The organism is Flavobacterium sp. (assembly GCF_041392085.1).
Taxonomy (GTDB): domain Bacteria; phylum Bacteroidota; class Bacteroidia; order Flavobacteriales; family Flavobacteriaceae; genus Flavobacterium.
In genome coordinates this window covers 126,617-146,404 of the sequence record NZ_JAWKMW010000009.1, presented here as the reverse complement: position 1 = coordinate 146,404, position 19,788 = coordinate 126,617, and the positions used below count along the sequence as shown (strand labels likewise).

At 36.8% G+C, this 19,788-nt stretch carries 14 protein-coding genes; 2 read left to right on the top strand and 12 right to left on the bottom strand.

The genetic code is table 11. From position 1 onward, the window contains the following. Positions 1-53 precede the first annotated feature (53 nt). The 3 genes from R2782_RS09350 to R2782_RS09340 form a co-directional block, all read right to left on the bottom strand. Positions 54-1,202 (bottom strand): aminotransferase class I/II-fold pyridoxal phosphate-dependent enzyme, encoded by a 1,149-nt coding sequence (locus R2782_RS09350; RefSeq protein WP_371267964.1) that lies wholly within the window; start codon positions 1,200-1,202, stop codon positions 54-56. A gap of 78 nt (positions 1,203-1,280) precedes the next feature. Next, complete coding sequence (locus R2782_RS09345) at positions 1,281-3,185, bottom strand: alpha/beta fold hydrolase (protein ID WP_371267963.1); 1,905 nt, start codon at positions 3,183-3,185, stop codon at positions 1,281-1,283. An 88-nt stretch (positions 3,186-3,273) separates the two neighbouring features. After that, positions 3,274-6,936, bottom strand: a complete 3,663-nt coding sequence (locus R2782_RS09340; protein WP_371267962.1) for a reprolysin-like metallopeptidase — start codon at positions 6,934-6,936, stop codon at positions 3,274-3,276. A 241-nt stretch (positions 6,937-7,177) separates the two neighbouring features. On the opposite strand from R2782_RS09340, the gene R2782_RS09335 reads away from it, so the two are divergent. Both R2782_RS09335 and mtgA read left to right on the top strand, forming a co-directional pair. Further along, positions 7,178-8,293 (top strand): NAD(P)/FAD-dependent oxidoreductase, encoded by a 1,116-nt coding sequence (locus R2782_RS09335; protein WP_371267961.1) that lies wholly within the window; start codon positions 7,178-7,180, stop codon positions 8,291-8,293. 3 nt (positions 8,294-8,296) lie between these two features. Continuing rightward, positions 8,297-8,977 carry a monofunctional biosynthetic peptidoglycan transglycosylase gene (gene mtgA / locus R2782_RS09330; RefSeq protein ID WP_371267960.1) on the top strand — a complete coding sequence of 227 codons (681 nt, stop codon included), beginning with the start codon at positions 8,297-8,299 and terminating at the stop codon, positions 8,975-8,977. Between the two features lie 76 nt (positions 8,978-9,053). On the opposite strand, the gene R2782_RS09325 is transcribed toward mtgA, so the two are convergent. The 9 genes from R2782_RS09325 to R2782_RS09285 form a co-directional block, all read right to left on the bottom strand. After that, a complete protein-coding gene (locus R2782_RS09325) occupies positions 9,054-11,120 on the bottom strand; it encodes a prolyl oligopeptidase family protein (protein ID WP_371267996.1) in 2,067 nt (688 codons plus the stop codon). 86 nt (positions 11,121-11,206) lie between these two features. Then, positions 11,207-11,557: a DoxX family membrane protein gene (locus tag R2782_RS09320; RefSeq protein ID WP_371267959.1), complete on the bottom strand. Its 351-nt coding sequence runs from the start codon at positions 11,555-11,557 to the stop codon at positions 11,207-11,209. Positions 11,558-11,714: 157 nt separating this feature from the next. After that, positions 11,715-12,269: a type 1 periplasmic binding fold superfamily protein gene (locus tag R2782_RS09315; RefSeq protein ID WP_371267958.1), complete on the bottom strand. Its 555-nt coding sequence runs from the start codon at positions 12,267-12,269 to the stop codon at positions 11,715-11,717. Between the two features lie 12 nt (positions 12,270-12,281). Beyond that, on the bottom strand, positions 12,282-14,663 hold the full coding sequence (locus R2782_RS09310; RefSeq protein WP_371267957.1) for a TonB-dependent receptor: 2,382 nt from the start codon (positions 14,661-14,663) through the stop codon (positions 12,282-12,284). Between the two features lie 77 nt (positions 14,664-14,740). Beyond that, positions 14,741-15,043: a hypothetical protein gene (locus R2782_RS09305; RefSeq protein WP_371267956.1), complete on the bottom strand. Its 303-nt coding sequence runs from the start codon at positions 15,041-15,043 to the stop codon at positions 14,741-14,743. A gap of 76 nt (positions 15,044-15,119) precedes the next feature. Next, on the bottom strand, positions 15,120-15,698 hold the full coding sequence (locus R2782_RS09300) for a hypothetical protein (protein ID WP_371267955.1): 579 nt from the start codon (positions 15,696-15,698) through the stop codon (positions 15,120-15,122). A gap of 32 nt (positions 15,699-15,730) precedes the next feature. Then, complete coding sequence (locus R2782_RS09295; RefSeq protein ID WP_371267954.1) at positions 15,731-16,732, bottom strand: aspartate-semialdehyde dehydrogenase; 1,002 nt, start codon at positions 16,730-16,732, stop codon at positions 15,731-15,733. 139 nt (positions 16,733-16,871) lie between these two features. Then, on the bottom strand, positions 16,872-17,279 hold the full coding sequence (gene mscL / locus R2782_RS09290) for a large conductance mechanosensitive channel protein MscL (RefSeq protein WP_371267953.1): 408 nt from the start codon (positions 17,277-17,279) through the stop codon (positions 16,872-16,874). 66 nt (positions 17,280-17,345) lie between these two features. Further along, positions 17,346-19,787: a bifunctional UDP-N-acetylmuramoyl-tripeptide:D-alanyl-D-alanine ligase/alanine racemase gene (locus tag R2782_RS09285; protein WP_371267952.1), complete on the bottom strand. Its 2,442-nt coding sequence runs from the start codon at positions 19,785-19,787 to the stop codon at positions 17,346-17,348. Position 19,788: the final 1 nt, after the last annotated feature.

Sequence of the window (19,788 nt, the reverse complement as noted above, 5' to 3'; positions counted from 1 at the left end):
CAAAGTTCGCAAAGAATGCTGAAAGTTCACAAGGATTTTAGAAAAGATTAGAATTATATTATCTTTTTTAATAAAGTTAAAACAGCTCGTATCTCTTGTTCAGAATTGAAACTATGCAAACAAAACCGCAATCTTTCTTGTCCTTCGGGAACGGTGGGAGACAATATTGGTTTTACATCAAAGTCATTTTGTTGGAGTTGTTGAGCAATTGTTTTTACTCGATCGTTTCCTGGGATTATGACGGAATGGATGGATGAATTGGAAGGAAGATGGAAAATGGAAGTTGGAAGACATGACTTAAAACAAGCAATGTTTTGAATAAGTTTTGCTCTATCTTGCTGACTTTTTAACAAATGTTGATAGGCCACGAAAATCGTTGCAACAGAATGGGGTGATAATCCGGTGGTATAAATAAAACTTCGGGCAAAATTGACTAAATAGTTCACAAGCTGTTCGCTCCCCAAAACGGCTGCTCCGTGGCAACCTAATGCTTTTCCGAAGGTGATGATTCGAGCAAAAACCTTGTCGTGTAAGTTCAATTGTTGCACCAAACCTTCGCCGTTTTTTCCAAAAATGCCCAAGGCATGGGCCTCATCAACTACTAAAAAGGCGTTGAAGTTTTCAGCTAATTGTATCATTTTTTCTAAATCAGGTGAATCGCCATCCATGGAAAAAACGCTCTCGGTGATGATGTAAACGGTTGTCCGTTGTTCGTTGTCGGTTGCTTGGGTGTGCTTGATTAGTAAATTTTCTAAATCAACCAAATTGTTGTGTTTGAATTTGAATGATTTGGCTAAACTCATTTGAATGCCATCACGAATGGAAGCATGACTAAGTTCATCAAATAAAATAATGTCATTGCGTTGCGGAACGGAGCTGAAAAAGCCTATATTAGCATCGTATCCGGAGTTAAAAATCAGAGCTGCTTGAGCTTGATGAAATTGAGCGATGTATTTTTCTACTTCAAAATAGAAAGCATGATTTCCTGAAAGTAATCGCGAACCTGTCGCTCCGTTTACTTTGTAATTTCTAGAAACTAAAAATTCATGTGTTTGCTGAAATATTTCTTCATTTTTGGCTAAACCCAAATAATCGTTAGAGGAAAAATCAACTAATTCATTGGGCTTTGTTAATTGCCGCAGGGCGTTACTTTCTATTCTTTGCAATAATTTCTGAGAAAGTTTTTCTGGAAAAGCATCCATGATAAGTAGCGTTATTAATTCGTCAGCAATTCCAAAAACAGCCCTTACCGGTCAGTAAAGGCTATTTTATGGTTTCCATTATAGCGTTTCTTTCAACCATCCAAAAAATTCACGTTGCCAAACAATCGCATTTTGAGGTTTTAGAACCCAGTGATTTTCATCCGGAAAATAGATAAATCTACTTTTTACACCTTGTAATTGAGCCGCTTGAAACGCTTCTTGTCCTTGACCAATTGGCACGCGGTAATCTTTACCTCCTTGAATAATAAGCATAGGAGTATCCCACTTGTTTACCATTTTTACGGGATTAAATTGGTTGAATGTTTTTTGAGCAGCTGCATTGTTGGTTTCCCAATAAGCTCCACCAACATCCCAATTGGTGAAGAAAACTTCTTCAGTAGTTCCATACATACTTTCTAAATTAAACACACCACAATGGGAAATAAATGTTTTGAAACGTTTGTTGTGTATACCTGCCAAATAAAACACGGAGTAACCTCCATAACTAGCTCCAACAGCTCCTAAACGAGACTTGTCTACATAACTTTCCTTGGCTGCATCATCAATAGCAGACAAATAATCATCCATTACCTGTCCGCCCCAGTCTTTACTGATTTGTTCGTTCCATTCCACTCCATGACCGGGCATTCCACGTCGGTTGGGAGCCACTACTACATAACCTTGTGAAGCCATCAAACTGAAATTCCAACGGAAAGAATAAAACTGTGATAATGCACCTTGAGGTCCGCCTTGACAATACAACAACGTTGGATATTTTTTGGTTTTATCAAAATTGGGAGGAAGAATTAACCACACCAACATTTTTTTACCATCTGTTGTGTTTACATATCTTTTTTCAATTTTAGGCAAGGCTAATTTGCTGTAGATTTCATCGTTTACTTTGGTGATTTGAAACCATGCATTTTTCTTAAAATCATAGGAAAAAATCTCTTTGGCGTGGTTCATGTCAGTTCTCCCCACAATAATTTTATCTCCTGAAAATCCAACAATATCCGTTACATCAAAATCACCCGAAGTGATTTGACGAACAGTAATGGCAATTCGAGTTAGACCCGGAAAGTTTACTTCAAATAATTGTTTAGTACCATCCACCGGAGCTAAGAAATAGATTTTCTTTCCGTCTGCACTCCAACTAAAACTGTCCACTGTACCATCCCAATTGGCAGTTAAGTTCATATCTATTCCTTTGAATCGAACGATGATGTCGTTTTTATCCGCTTCATAACCATCGCGTTTCATTTGCAACCAAGACAATTCCCCGTTTGGTGAAATGGTGGGATGCGTGTCATAACCCAAATTACTTTCAGTAAGATTTTTAGTGGTTTTAGTTTCTAAATTGTATTCGTATAAATCGGTGTTGGTAGAAATAGCATACGCAGTACCTGATTTCTTTTTACATACATAAATAATACTTTTCCCGTCTTTTGACCAAATATAATCTTCATCGCCACCAAATGGTTTTTGGGGAGAATCATAGGGTTCATCTTTCATGATATCAACAAAAGAATCTACCTTGTTTACTTCTGCAAAACCAACGTGGTTATGATTACCTTCGTTCCAGGTATCCCAATGACGGTAATTCAATCCGTTATAAATTTGCACATCTGATTTATCAAGTTCAGGATAAATGTCTTTCCCGTTTATTTTTTCTATTTTTATGGCCTTGTGAGTTAGCATATACTTCCCGTCTGGGGAAAGATTTTTATCTTTTAAAAGTCTTTTTGTATCTGTAATTTCAGAAGCTGAACCTCCTTGAACAGGTATACTATAGGTTTTGGAATTGGATTTGTTCTCTTCCACTGAAGGTGTGCTCACTTTATATAAAATACTTTTACCGTCATTGGTAATTCCTAAAGGGGAAACCCTTCCTAATTCCCATAATATTTCCGGTGTCAACACTTGTTGAGCAGTAGCTGCGGTTAATCCCATAAAACAAGTTACGATTAAAATGATGTGTTTCATTTGAAAAAAATTAAAACGTTAAAAGTAACGATTTTTTTGGCATAAAAAAAGCCATCTCAATTGAGATGGCTTTTTTAAACAAATTAAACTATTGCTTGATAAATGCTTTTGTTTTAGAACCGGTTTCGTTTGAAATTTGAATTAAGTAAGTTCCTGTGGCTAAAGAACCTACATAAATACTTTGGTTTTCAATTTTACCTGTACCCAATTCTTGTCCCATCATATTATAAATCACATACGTTGAATCGCCTTCTAAGTTGGCAATACTTAATAGATCTCCCTTAACAGGATTTGGATATAAAACAAAATCAGAACCATTTTCGTCTGATTCATCTAAACGATTTCCAATTCCGTTGCACGTGTTGGAAGAAAATGAATCCCAATCAGCCGTTTTGTTAAACGTTGTACTTGGTGATAGAATTGATGCTTTTCTACGCAATGTTGTATTGGCAGCAAAATTTGCCGAACCTCCATTGAAAGTTCCAATCACATCGATCAATACACCATTTTTAAATAATCCAACCGGATCATTTCCGTTAAATGTCATGGCTGTGACTGAGGTTGAAATATTTGCATTTGAACTATTATAACAAGAAGTACTAATAGAACTATGTACGATAACGAACTTTGCTCCATTGTTAATGGTACCGGAGAGGTTTAATGCAGTTCCCCAAGAACCCGATCCATTGGTTTGCTTTCTAATTGAGTAACCACTTAAATTAACGGCACTTCCGGTATAATTGGCAATTTCTAGTGCTTTGTTATTTGAAGTCCCTTCCACATATTCAGAGAACAAGAGATCCGTTCCATTACCTGCTGTCGCCAATGTTGTAACATTTACAACGTTACTGGATGAGGATATATTTCCGGCAGCATCTTTTGCACGAACACTAAAAGTATAAGTTGTAGAGGCTGTTAAACCTGTAATTCCTGCAGAATTTGTTGCCACAGTTCCTAATAAAGTTGTTCCACTATATACATCATAACCAGTGACCCCCACATTGTCTGTTGACGCATTCCAAGTTAAATTGGTCGTCGTTTGCGTCGTGCCTGAAGCCGCTAAATTAGTGGGAGCAGAAGGAGCTGTTGTATCTGTTGTTCCAACTATAAGATTAACGGTATAATCTTCCACTTGACCATATGAAAATGTTTCACATGCTGTTGGAATTCCGTTGTATTTCATCGATACTCTCATTCTAGTTGGGCCCGTTGCTGCTGTGGTTGGAATTGTAAAGTTTCCTGAAACAGGAGTTGAAGTTGTAGCAGCTAAACTCCAAACAGTTTCACCGGCATCTGTAAAATCCCCATCTTGATTATAATCAATAAATACGGCATATCCCTCACTATAAGTTGTACCTGTCCAAGTGGGTGTTATGATAATTGTAGCACTTGAGCCTTTTGTTAAATCGGTCGATAGTGATGTATAATCTACATAACCGGTTACTCCCCCGGTAGCATTATCGATTGTTCCTATTTGAACTCTTCCAATATACTCATCTGCAACACTGTTTCCTTGTGAAGTACAATATGTCAATCCTGCTGCAAGTGTAGTTACGCTTACTGTGTTGCTGTTTGCTGACACATTTCCGGCGGCATCTTTGGCTCTTACATTGAACGTGTAAGTAGTAGAAGGTGTTAAACCGGTTGCTGCAAAAGTGGTGGCAGTTGTAGTAGAACCAATCAATACACCTCCTCTGTAAACATCATAACCGGTTACACCCACATTGTCTGTAGCACCTGACCAAGATAAGTTAGTAGAGGTAGAGGTCGTTCCGGCTGCTGATAAAGTTGGTGCAGTTGGAGCAACGGTATCCGATGAACCTGCTGTAATAGTAAAATTAGCATTCGAAACATCAAAGAAAATATGATTGTTTCCTTTCACCATAATACGGTTTTGATTTCCTTGTGTAGTTGGAATTGTAATTGCTTGTGAACCATCATTTGGCGTTGCTGTAACTAAATTTGACCATGTGTTTCCACCATCTGTTGAAATTAAAATGTCAACATTGGCACAATTTACACCATTGGCTGTTGTTCCGGCTACATTCCAAGTTACGGTTTGTGTACTTCCGGCGGGATAAGAAACGGCTGTGTTTGGTGAAGTTACCGTAAAGGGTCCGGCTGTTCCATTGACCGTTACCACCATATCGTCACTGTTGTTAGCAGAACCTCCCGCTCTGTTGTCGCGAACAGTTAATCTGAAATTCATCGTTCTTGCGACAGAAGGAAGAGCTTCAACCGTTATTTCTGTGCCTGCTGTTGTAGTAGCACCCGCTAAAACAGATTGCATTCTAGGAAAATATCGTACCGGTGACGAAGTTGGACTATATGACCTAAACGTTGGCCCAGTTGTTCGAGTAGCACTTGCAGCAGAACTTGCACCCGTTGCATTAGATGCAGCATTATCAAATTGCTCCCAAACGTAGGTTAAGGCATCTCCATTAGCATCGGTTCCTGAACCGGTTAACATAAATGGTGTGCTTCTTGGAATGGTATAATCTGAACCTGCATTTGCCGTTGGTACTGCATTTCCGGTTGCTGTATTCGTCTGACAAGTTTTGTTTTTAACGTTATTGGTTACTTGTTGAATACTAAACGCGTGAAAGTAGGCGTCAGAGTTCGGTTGCACATCTTGACCGGTAATACCTGCATACCCCATAATGGTTGAACCGGAACCTGGTTCCATGTTAGCTCCAGTTCCTTCATTACTGAAAGAAAAAGTATGGTTGGCTCCAAATTGATGACCCATTTCGTGAGCTACATAATCAATATCAAATAAATCACCGGTAGGAACTGTGGCTGCCGTAAAAGCACTTCCTTTCGAACCATTAACACAAACACAGCCAATGCAACCCGCATTACCATTGTTAGAAGCTCTCACAAATAAATGTCCAATGTCATAATTCGCTTCACCAATAACTGAAGTTAATGTACTTTGAACTTGACTGTTATAGCTGGTTGTATAAGGATCTGTAGAGGCATTAGTATAAATCACTAAATCAGTATTGGCAATTAAAACCATTCTCACTGCAAAATCTTTTTCAAAAACACCGTTAACACGAGTCATTGTTGCGTTGATTGCAGCTAAAGCTTGTGCTTTTGTACCACCAAAATAGGCAGTATATTCACCTGTCGTTGAAACCGCCAAGCGAAAAGTTCTTAGGGTACTGTCATCAGCATTCGGTCTAAGTGTAGAAGGATCAATCTGTTCAGTAACCGTATCAATAATACCACATTCAAAAGGAGAAAAATGTTTTACTTTATCTGCTTTTTTATACACTGAATATGTAAGTAAATCTTCGGTAAGCGGTTCGATAAAAACAGTTGGTTTTCCTCCGTTCAGTTGCATGGATTGAAATCCTAAGGGAGAAATACTAAAGTAAACCGTGGCGGTGGGATTGTCTATTCCTATTCCGATATACGATTTAATTTCGGGGTAATTGGCCGCTAATTCAGGTGCAAGAATTGCGTTTTCATACACACTAAAACGTTCCATTGTTCCCTCAGCATTTGGAAAGGAAATGACTTTCCCGTTTTTGGTCTGTGCAAACCGATCGGGGGCTGCGGCCAGGACCGATTGAATACCATTGATATCCAATTCAAACACTTTACTTTGAGGAATTTCTTTTTTGCTCTCCAAAAGAGTCGACGTACTTTTTAGAGCAGAAGATTTCCAGAAATTGCTTTTCTCTTGAGCATTCAAAAAGCATACACTTGCCAACAGTGCAATAGTAAGTAATTTAAGCTTCATACATTTTGGTTGATTAGTTAATAGAAAACCAAATGTAGAATTATTTTTATGCAGTTAACGGATGGTTATATTAATTTATTAACAATTTAAAAAAAATATGTTTTACATATTGACATATTGACAATGGTTATGTTAAAATTTAGTTTTTACGCAAAGGCAAATCCAGTAAAAATCATCACTATTCAAAATTTTTTCCTATCCATTAAAATATAAAGTACATTTATGAAAATTTTTCAGAATAATGCAACTTAGTTTTTGGGAACTTAAAAATTGGTTTACAAATGTAGATTTCACGATTGTAGGTAGTGGAATTGTTGGGTTACATTGTGCTCTTGAATTACGTGAAAAATTTCCTTCTGCTAAAATTTTAATGCTTGAAAAAGGTTTTCTTCCGCAAGGAGCGAGTACAAAAAATGCCGGGTTTGCATGTTTTGGATCGGTTTCTGAAATTTTGGATGATTTGAATTCGCACACGGAAGAAGAAGTGTTACAATTGGTCCAAAAAAGATGGGAAGGATTACAATTTCTTCGTAAGCGAGTTGGCGATGAAGCTTTAGATTTGAACCCTTTTGGCGGATATGAATTGTTTTTGAAAGAAGATGAGTCTACGTATGAAGAATGTTTGCAAAAACTACCTTTTATCAATGATTTATTAAAACCGTTTTTTCAAAATGACGTTTTTTCAAAACAAGTGGATCGATTCGCCTTTAAAGGGATTAATGAATATGTTTTATTTAATCCGTATGAAGCTCAGATTGATACAGGAAACATGATGCAACAATTGTTGAAATTAGCAGTTCAAAACAATATTCTAATTTTAAATCAACAAACTGTTTCTTCGTTTATTGAAAAAAATAATGCAGTGGAAGTTGTGTTAGATGATTTTTCTTTTCTAACTAAGAAATTGTTTTTTGCCACTAACGGATTTGCGAAGAAACTGACCAATGGTGAAGTAAAACCGGCAAGAGCTCAAGTTCTGATTACCAAACCAATCCAAAATTTAGACATTAAAGGAACGTTTCATTTGGATAAAGGGTATTATTATTTCAGAAATTTTGAAGATAGAATATTACTCGGCGGAGGAAGAAATTTAGATTTTGAAGGAGAAACTACCACAGCATTAGCTCAAACAGAAATCATTCAAAACAAGTTGGAGCAATTGCTAAAAGAAGTAATTTTGCCCAACCAATCGTTTGAAATTGAACACCGTTGGAGTGGGATTATGGGCGTTGGCAATCACAAAAAGCCAATTGTGAAACAGTTGAGTGAAAATGTGTATTGCGGTGTGCGTCTTGGCGGAATGGGTGTGGCAATTGGTAGTTTGGTGGGTAAAGAATTAGCAGATTTAATTGATTAATATATGATAAAAAAAATAGTCCGCTTCTTTTGGAAAGCAATGTTGTGGTTTTTTGGAATTTCTATTTTTTTAGTGATTCTTTTCAAATTTGTTCCGGTTCCTTTTACGCCTTTAATGGGGATTAGAGCGATTGAACAAAAAAAAGAAGGCAAAGAAATGATTTGCAGTCACGATTGGGTGCCGATTGAGGAAATTTCCATTAATTTACAAAAAGCAGTAATCGCTAGTGAAGACAGTCATTTTTTAACCCACAATGGTTTTGATTTTGAGGCGATTGAAAAAGCCATGGAAGCCAACAAAAAAGGAAAAAAACTGCGTGGAGGAAGCACGATTTCGCAACAAACGGCAAAAAATGTTTTTTTATGGCAAGGCAGAAGTTATTTACGTAAAGGATTGGAAGCCTATTTCACTGTTCTCATCGAACTCATTTGGGGAAAAGAACGCATCATGGAAGTGTATTTGAACAGTATTGAAATGGGTAACGGCGTCTATGGAGCACAAGAAGCATCCCGCGTTTGGTATCGAAAAGATGCCAAAAATTTAACCCCAAGAGAAGCAGCAGGTATTGCCGCTATTTTGCCTAATCCGAGAAAATTTAAAGCCTCTAATTCTTCTAATTATATTAACCGAAGAAAAAACTTCATTGTTAAACAAATGAGTTATTTGGGGAAGATTGAATATTAAATGGACTGTAAAAAAGAAACCACTTATTCTAAAATAAAATTTTAGAATAAGTGGTTTTGAATTTCGAAACGTAGGTTTAAATTTTCTTTATTCCCATACTATATAATGTAAACGCTTGAATGTCGGCATTTTCTTCAATGGTTTTAGAAATTGGTTTTCCGGCTCCATGTCCGGCATTCACATCAATTCGAATCAAGACAGGGTTTTCTCCCGCTTGTTTGTCTTGCAATTCCGCGGCAAATTTAAAACTGTGAGCCGGAACGACTCTATCGTCATGGTCGCCGGTTGTGACTAAAGTAGCAGGATATTTTACTCCTTTTTTTACATTGTGAACTGGCGAGTAGTTTTTTAAATACTCAAACATTTCTTTGCTGTCATTGGCTGTTCCATAGTCATATGCCCAACCTGCTCCGGCTGTAAACGTATGGTAACGCAACATATCTAAAACACCCACTGCAGGCAAAGCTACTTTGGCTAAATCCGGACGTTGGGTCATTACGGCACCAACAAGCAATCCACCATTTGAACCTCCACGTAACGCTAAATAATCGGAAGAGGTATAATTTTGAGCAATCAAATATTCGCCGGCGGCAATAAAATCGTCAAATACGTTTTGCTTTTTCATTTGTGTTCCTGCATCGTGCCATTTTTTCCCGTATTCGCCGCCACCACGCAAATTGGCTACGGCATAAATCCCACCATTTTCCATCCAAACAGCATTGGTAATACTGAAACTTGGCGTTAAACTGATGTTGAATCCACCATATCCATACAAAATGGTTGGGTTTTTACCATCTAATTTCAATCCTTTTTTGTGTGTAATAATCATTGGAATTTTGGTGCCGTCTTTAGAAGTATAAAACACTTGTTTACTTTCATAATCGGCAGAATTGAAATCTACTTTGGGCTTTTGGTATTCTTTTGATATTCCTGTTTTTGGATCAAAGGAATAAATCGTTCCCGGTGTAACATAATTGGAAAAAGAGAAATATAATTCCTTTTCTGTCTTTTTCCCTCCAAAACCTCCGGCAGAACCTACGCCAGGTAGTTTCACTTCACGTATAGCTTTTCCTTCATAATCATACTGAACCACTTGAGAAATAGCATCTTTCATATAACGGGCAAAAATATAACCACCACCGGTTGAGGGCGATAAAACATAGTCTGTTTGAGGAATAAAATCTTTCCAATTCTCTGGTTTGGCATTTTTGGCATCCGCTGTTACAATTTTTTGATTAGGAGCATTCAAGTTCGTAACGATGTATAATTTTGAACCCACATTATCAATTACATAATTATTACTATTAAAATTATCCACAATCGTTTCTAACTTACTGTTTGGATTGCTTAAATCTTTGATGTATAATTCATTTCCGGTAGTAGAATTAGCCGCTGTGATAATCAAATATTGTTGGTCTTCCGAAACGCCACCGCTAACATATCTTCTTTTTTCGTTAAGACCAAAAATCACTTTATCTTCTTTTTGAGCAGTCCCTAGTTTATGATAATATAATTTATGTTGATCGGTTTTAGCAGAAAGTTCACTTCCTTCCGGTTTGTCATAACTGGAATAAAAGAAACCATCATTTCCCATCCAAGAAATGCCACTGAATTTTACATCAACAATGGGTTGTTCCAACACCTTTTTTGAAACCGCATCCATGATAATAATTTTATTCCAATCGCTTCCTCCTTCAGATATGGAATAGGCAACCAATGAACCATCTTTAGAAAATTCTAAATTCGCTAAAGAAGTTGTTCCGTCCGCTGCAAATGTATTTGGGTCTAAAAATATTTCTTCTTTACCGGTTTTATCTTTTCGGTATAAAACCGACTGATTTTGAAGACCATTATTTTTATAGAAATACGTATAATCACCTTCTTTAAATGGTGCCGAAATACGCTCGTAATTCCAAAGTTTCTCTAATCGTTCTTTAATTTGATTACGATAAGGAATGGTGTTTAAATAGGCAAACGTAACGTCGTTTTGGGCTTTTACCCATTCTTCTGTTTCTTTAGAACGGTCGTCTTCCAACCAACGATAAGGGTCGTTTACTTCCGTTCCAAAATAAGTGTCTTTTACTTCTCCTTTTTTCGTTTCAGGATATTGTATTTGAGAATTAGTTTGTGCATTTATGCTCATCACACAAACAATTGCAAATGTTGATATTGATTTTTTCATTGAATAATTGATTGATCCTACAAAAGTAGTCAAACAAGATGTTAATTTTAGTTAAATAAAGGTTTGTATTTGGGCCAAAGCTTATACATCAACACCCCATTTATGACGGTAACGAGTAAAGCTCCACTAATACCGGGAATATCTAAAAACAAGTGAAAGAGTAAAATATTTACTGAAATAGGAACCAAAACAATTAAAGCAAAAGCCACCCATTTATTTAACATTAGTAATGCTCCTATAATTATTTCCACAATTCCAACAACTTGTAAAACATATCCGGTAGAGGCTAATGAATTGATAAAATCAGCAGCGTTTTCTGGTAATTCGGGAGCCGGAATAAAATTTAAAAATTTGTTTAAACCAAAAACTATCAAAATAGCTCCCAGTAAAATTCTCATTAGTTTGGTAAATTGTGAATTCATATTATACAAGATTTTAGTTAGAAAATGACATTAAAATAACTAAATTACTAAAAAATAGTTTATAAAATTCACAATATGAAATAAAAAAAGCAAACCCAACGACTGCGTTTGCTTTTTTTGACAATCTTTTTTACTACTCAACAACAACAGGGAAAGAAGCTTCAACATCGGTGGAACCACCGGCATTACTTATATCGCCTTCTGCAACACCGGCTGCATTTTTGTTTAATAAGTGTCTTAAAATAATGGTTAAACTTCCGGTACCCGGGTTCGCTCCGGTTGTAAAGGTAAACGCTAATCCAAGCGGATTTCCGTCACTGTCAAAATCAGCATAGGTAAAGCTGCCTAAGCTATTAGAAATTTGATAAAATATTTGGTGCTCCAAATCCTTTTCTTCTATTTCTTCCGTAATATTTTCCGCCGGATTTTCCAATTCATTCAAAAATTGAACTGAACCGGTATACGTAGTTGAAGGAGCAAAATTTCCACTTACGGTGATGACCGGATCATTCGGGTCATCTCCATCTGCATCTCTTGAGGTTAAGGTAATGGTTTGTCCGCCACCTACAAATGTTGCGGTTAAAGTGGTGATTAATTCTTCTTCAACAACCGGCGAATCGTCATTACTGCAAGAGTTTAATATGAAGATTGTTGTTAAGGCTAAAGCCATCATTTTTAAATTTTTCATTTTTTGTGTTTTTTAATAATTAAATTTTAATTGAAATTGTATGTTTCTACCCATTTCATCCACAAAAAAGCGTTGGCGATTTAAGTAGTCACGGTAGTTTGTGTTGAATATATTTTGAACGGATAAAGCGATTGTGGTTTCCAAATTTTTGAAAGTCTTCACCTTCATTTCCGAATAAAAATGAAACAATTGATACCCTTTTGGCGGAGTACTGATGTCAACCAAAACCGGAACAAATTCGCCATCCACAATAATATCCGTTTCAAAATTGAAATTAGGATAACGGTTTTGACGAAAAACGGTCTCCGATTGAAGTTCTAAAAGCAATCCATTCCATTCCGGTTTTTTAAAGTGGATGGAAGTAGAAATCGTCATCGGCGGCATGTTTATCAACGGTTGATTTTTGGATACATCTTCGCCGTTTACGTAGGCAAACGAAAATTTGTGTTGCCAATTGGAGCGGATGTTCCAAGTCGAATGAAAGTCGAGCCCCATTAAGCGGGCATTCGTTTGTTGAAATTCCCAAACCGGAAATGCTCCGCGAATCGTGGTTTCAAAACCAATGGGTCGTAAATACATGAAATTAGAAATGTAATGCAAAAATGGGTTGATTTCCATTGAAAACGACTTTCCATTTTTCGATAAAGAAGAAGAAAATTTAAGCGATTCTTCTTTTTTCAAACGTAAATCACCCAACTCAATTTGTCCGGTTGAATGATGTAACCCATCAGAGAAAAATTCAGATGGATTCGGATTTCTGTTCGACAAACTCAAGTTGTTCAACCATTTCCAATCCGATTGAAAATCTTTTCGTATACCTAAACTCGCCGAAACATTATGAAAGGTAAAATGCGGTTTGGTCAACCATTGGCTTGCCGCTTCACCCACAATAATGTCACCAAAATCAGCTTGATAACCGCGTTCGTCCCATCGTGATTTCAAATAATATTTCGTTGCTTCGATGGTAGAAAAATCATATCGGATTCCGCCATCAAGCACCAAATCTTCTTTGATTTCATAGGTTCCGATGCCATACCCACTTCCATCAAATCGAACATAAGTCGGAATCAAAGGTCGCACACCCGTTCTTGGATTGGCAAAATTATTTTGAAACAATCCGCTGATTCCGGTTTTCAATGTAAATCGCTCCCATTCCTTTTTATAATCCGATTGTAGAGAATGTGTGGTCAATTCCAAATCCAAAGCCGCTTTGTTGGCATCTTCACCCAATCTCAAATCAAATTCATTTCGGTTGTTGAATTGAAGCGAATAAAAAGTAGAAATCGAACTGCTTTCATCCAGCTTTTGCAAATAATTGAACTTAAATAAATGATGCTGAATGGCTTGTTTGGGTTGTTCAATCGAATAGGTGAAATCATCAATTCTATACGGAATTTGATTGTTGATGGAAGTATACAAATCGGTCACATTGCCAATGTGGGAAGCACTCAAAATACCAATTGTGGCATTATACAAACTGTAAAAAGCCGATAATTCGTAGTTTTCTTTCACATACGAAACATCACCAGAAAAATTCAGTTCTCGATTTCCGGAATTGGACAAAACATAATCCGGAGCCTCCCGATCACCAAAATAAGTGAACGTTCCCAACGCATTCCATCGCCATCCTTCCGAATTTCCTTTGTGAATACTCGAACTTATCGTTCCGCCACGACCGTTGGATGAACCACTGACAATCGTTTTACCAAACAACGTATCTTGTTTCACACGAATTGATTCGATAATTACCATGCCGCCCACCGCATCGCCACTGTATTGCAAGCCCGAAGCACCTTTGACAACTGAAATTTTTCCGGCTGCATTTAAGTCAAAATTTGGAGCGTGTTCCGTTCCCCATTGTTGGTCTTCCAAGCGAACTTGATTGGAAAAAATGGGCACTCGACTGCTGTGCAAACCGTTAATCACCGGCTTCACAATGGAAGTCCCGGTTCGCAAAAGGGATACCCCGGGAACTTCTTTCAAGGCTTCAGCCAAGGTTTTGGAACTGTTTCGCTCAATAGCCGCTTTCGAAATTTGTTGCTCTGATACACTACTGCTGACTTTGGTCGTTTTTTGTTTGACGGTAACCGTTTCTAATTTCGTTTCGGAAGGTTTCAATTGCACATTCAGCACCACATCTTCGGTCATATCCACCAGCGTATCACAGGTAGTGTAGCCCACATAGGAAATATACACCCGCAATTCGCCTTTGGGCAAACCGTTGATTTCGAATTCGCCAATTGGGTTACTAGCGGTATTCAGGTACTTGGTATGAATGTGACTTCCGGTTAGCGGTTGGTTTTTTTCGTTGGTGATTTTTCCACTTAACGTGAATTGACCATAGCTCGAAAATCCAAACGACAACAAGAAGAAAAGGATAAAAAAGTATCGCATTTTTCCGGTTCAAAATATAAAACACATGGAGTCATTACTATTGATGTAGCAAATGACTATTTTTTGTTTTTGAGATTTTAAACAGTTTGCGGCGGTCCGCGATGCGAAAAAAGAGAACCTGAAAAGGTAGAAATAATGGCTTGTTCCTTAATTAAATAGGGAACAGGTTTAATCAGTAAATCAAAACGATACGTTAGTACCTCCGGTTGAGTGTAAAACCAAAAATGAAAATCACAGATGGAACAACTTTCTTCCGAATGTTGATGCGATAAACCATCGTGCGAATGATGACAAACTTCGGTTTCCTCAACATCATCAGCCACTAAATATTGATAGGTATGCAATGACTGAAACAGTATCGTGAACAATACTGCCGACATTAAATACAGGTTTAGTATTGCTAATTTCTTTTTCATTGGATGCAAAGGTAGGGAAAAGCTCTAAACTAAGCAGCTTTTAAGTATGGTAATGTTGTGTTAAACTGCTATTCAGATTGGCAATTTTTATGTTTTCTATCAAAGTATTTACATTTTTCCGATTTCTGCCCATTGACACAACAGAAGTTTTTTTGTTAGGATCGCAAATGCTATTTATCATTAACCGTGATTTATCGAATACAATTGTTATCTGTTCACCCCAACTTCCAGTCCACCATTTGGGATGAGTTTTCGCGATTATTATTCTCTCGTTAATTATCTCAGGATACCATTCTAGTTCTTCAGCTGTCTGTTCAATAATCTCTTTAATTTTATCTTTTGAAAGGTTAGTTTCAACAGTTTTGAATTTTAGTTTATTTCTTTGAATAAAGTAAAAAGCAATGGCAATTATTCCAAAGGGTAAAGTTGCTAAGAACATTTCTTCAGGACTTCTTACTCCTTTATAATTATGCAATATATATTTTTGAACGAAACTAAAAAGACTCAACACAAATGGAAGCAATAGGAATATAACAATCGAATAGTGAATTAACAAATCTGTAAATTTGAGTTTTAATGTTTCATTTTCAATCATCAACTGAATCCATTCTTTTTTCATTTTATATTGTTAAATTGACATTGTGGATTTTCTTACTTTTTGTTGCCAACTAATTTATTCTCCACCAAATACTCCGCAATTTGCACCGTATTGGTTGCAGCACCTTTGCGTAAATTATCCGCTACAATCCACATATTTAAGGTGTTGGGCTGGCTTTCATCACGGCGAATTCTACCTACAAAAACATCATCTTTTCCTTGAGCATAAATGGGCATCGGATAGGTTTTGGTGTCTAGATTATCCTGAACGGTCACGCCCGGTGTGTTGTGTAAAATCGAACGCACTTCATTCACCTCAAAATCATTCAAAAACTCTACATTCACCGCTTCACTATGTCCGCCAACTACCGGAATTCGGATGGCAGTTGCGGTCACGGCAATGCTTCTGTCGCCCATAATTTTTTGGGTTTCACGAACCAATTTCATTTCTTCTTTGGTGTAGCCGTTGTCTTCAAACACATCACATTGAGGGATGGCATTCCTATGGATGGGGTATGGATACGCCATAGCTCCTTGGATGTTGTGGTACTCATTCTCTAATTGTTGCACCGCTTTTACACCCGTTCCGGTAATGGATTGATACGTGGAAACAATTACTCGTTTTACGTTATATTTTTTATGTAACGGATTTAAAACCATTACCATTTGAATCGTTGAACAGTTAGGATTGGCAATGATTTTATCGTCTTTGGTTAATTCCGAAGCATTGATTTCAGGAACCACTAACTTTTTGGTAGGATCCATTCGCCAAGCAGAAGAATTATCAATTACAGTTGTGCCTGCTTCAGCAAATTTGGGTGCCCAAGCTAAGGAAGTTTCTCCTCCGGCAGAAAATAAAGCAATATCAGGACGCATTTCAACAGCTGTTTGCAATCCAACGACCTTGTATTTATTTCCTTTGAATTCAATTTCTTTTCCAACCGACTTTTCAGAAGCAACCGGAATTAATTCCGTAATCGGAAAATTTCTCTCCGCTAAAACTTGAAGCATAACTTCGCCAACCATTCCGGTAGCACCAACAACTGCAACTCTCATGTGTGAATTTTTAAATTTAAAGTACAAAAGTAAAGAATAGTGCGATGAAAAAAATCAGTTTCACAAAATTTTGGTTTTTTGTAAAAAAAGACCCCGAACAAGTCGGGGTTTAGTCAGAATATATAGTGTAGCGGAACGACTATTTTTTCAATAAATCTCTGATTTCAGCCAATAATTCTTCTTGTGTTGGTCCGGCCGGTGCAGCTGGAGCTTCTTCAACCGGTTTTTTCATTTTGTTGTAACCTTTAATAATTATAAACATTACTAAACCAACAATTACCAAGTTCACTAAGGTATTAACCCAAGCTCCCCAACGGATGGCTACTTCAGGAACAGCGGCAACACCTTCTGATTCAGCTACAGCGGCTTGTAAAATAACTTTCATTTCTGAAAAATCAACGCCACCAGTTACCATTCCAACAATTGGCATCACTATATCACTTACAAATCCATTCACTACAGCTCCTACAGCTCCTGCCATAATTACTGCCACGGCAAATTCAATAACATTGCCGGTCATGATAAAATTCTTAAATTCTTTCAACATAATTTTAGTTTTTAAAGTTTTGTTAAAACGAAGTTAATTAAAATTTTAACAATTGCAATAAAAAAATTACTCTCTGTAGAAAATTCGCTTCACGCGTTGTGAAATTCCGGTCAGAATTTCATACGGAATAGTATTTAATTGCTTAGCCATAAACGTAACGGATGGATTTTCGCCTAAAACAATCACTTCATTACCTTCTAAACAAGGAATTTCGGTTACATCCACCATCAACATATCCATACAAACACTGCCAACAATCGAGGCTTTTTGGTTGTTGATGATGACAAAACCGAGTCCGTTGCCCCAACTTCTTCTGATTCCATCAGCATAACCAATAGGAATGGTGGCAATTCGGGTTTCTTTTTCAGCCATAAAGCGTCGACCGTAACCTACACTTTCTCCGGCTTGAATGGTTCTGATTTGAGAAATCACCGATTTTAAAGTGCCTACATTTTCCAAAAACTTTTGCTCGTTTGCATCGTTTGAAATACCATATAAACCAATTCCTAACCGAACCATATCAAATTGAGCTTGCGGATAATTGGAAATTCCGGACGTGTTTAAAATATGCCGAATCGGATTAATTTCTAATTGCTTACTTATGTAGGTAGAAATACTGTTGAATTTTTCAATTTGTTCCAAAGCAAAATCGTTGTGTGTTAAATCATCACTCGTTGCCATGTGCGACAAAATACTTTTCACTTGAACGGATTTACCGTTTTTTAAAATAGAAATCAATTCTTCCAAGTGAATTTCATCAAATCCTAATCGATGCATTCCGGTATCAATTTTCAGATGAATCGGAAATTGTTTTAACTGTTTTTGTTTGGCTATTTTTAAAAAGGCGTTCAATCCTTTTAAACTGTAAATTTCGGGTTCCAATTGATGCTGAATAATAGCTTCAAAGCTGGTAGATTCAGGATTTAAGACCATAATTGGTAATTGGATTCCGTTGCTTTTGAGAGCAATTCCCTCATCGGCGAAAGCCACTCCTAAATAATCTGCTTTGTGGTATTCGAGCAATTTGGCAATTTCCAAACCGCCGTTTCCATAGCTAAACGCTTTGACCATCGCCATCATTTTGGTCTCCGGTTTTAGCTTAGCTTTGTAAAAATTAAAATTGTGAGAAAGAGCATTTAAGTTAATTTCCAAAACCGTTTCATGTGTTTTTTCTTCTAACAACGAAACTATTTCTTCAAAATGAAAACTGCGTGCCCCTTTGATGAGAATAGTTTCATTTTCAAAAAGTAAACTGTCAAAATGAGCTAAGAAGTCGGCTTGAGAAAGAAACGTTACGCCGTTTAAAAATTTTTGTTTATAGTGTGAAATAGTTTCGCCTACACCAATCACACGACTGATTTTATTGGAAATCACCATTTGTGAAACACGCGAATACAATTCGTCATTTTCCAAACCACTTTGAAAAATATCCGATAAAATCAAGGTTTTTTTATGGTGTTGTTTTTGGTTTTCTAAAAAGTCGAGAGCAATTTTCAACGATTGAAAATCAGAGCTGTAACTATCGTCGATGATGGTCGTATTGTTAATGCCTTTTTTCACTTTTAACCGCATTTCAATCGGATACAAAAGCGACAAGCGATTTTGAATGGTGTCAAAATCATACTTAAAATAAAACATGACCATCAAACACTGAATCACATTTTCAATAGAAGCCTCATCAGAAAATGGAATGCTAATTTTAAAACAAGTTTCGTGATAGGTAACATTCAGAGATGTTCTTTTATTTGTGGTTTTATGATGTATCATCACATCTGCCGATTGATCACTCGAACTCCAAGAAAACGTTTTGATGTTGGGAGGTAAAAAAGCATCAATCGATTTATTTTTGTTGTAAATCAGCACGTCTACATTTGGGAAAAGTTTTAATTTTTCTTTGATTTTCTGGCCCAAATTCTCAAAACCTTCATCGTGAGCAGAACCAATATTCGTTAAAATTCCTATGGTAGGCTGAATGATGGCTTCCAAGTTTTGCATTTCGTTTACGGTGGAAATTCCCGCTTCAAAAATGCCTAAATTGTGCTGTTCGTTAATTCCAATTACAGAAAGCGGTACACCTACTTGAGAGTTATAGCTTTTCGGACTTCGGATAATATTATAATCGGGACTCAATAAAAAATTCAACCATTCTTTTACGATGGTTTTTCCGTTACTTCCGGTGATGCCAATGATAGGAAAACTGAATTTTTTTCGATAAAAAGCGGCAAATTGTTGCAGAGCAACCAAGGTGTTTTCCACTTTTAAAAAATTCACCCCTTCAACAAATTCAACATTTTCGGAAACCACAAAATTGCAAACACCTTTTTCAATAAGCTCTTTTATGAAAGTATGACCATTGTGGTTCGGTCCGATGATACAAAAGAATAATGTATGTTGATTATTTTGAAACGATCGACTATCAATTGAAACATTCTTAATACTTTTTTCAGGATGATTCCCAAAAAATTCAGCTTGAAGTTGAGGAATAATATCGTTGACAACGAGACTCACG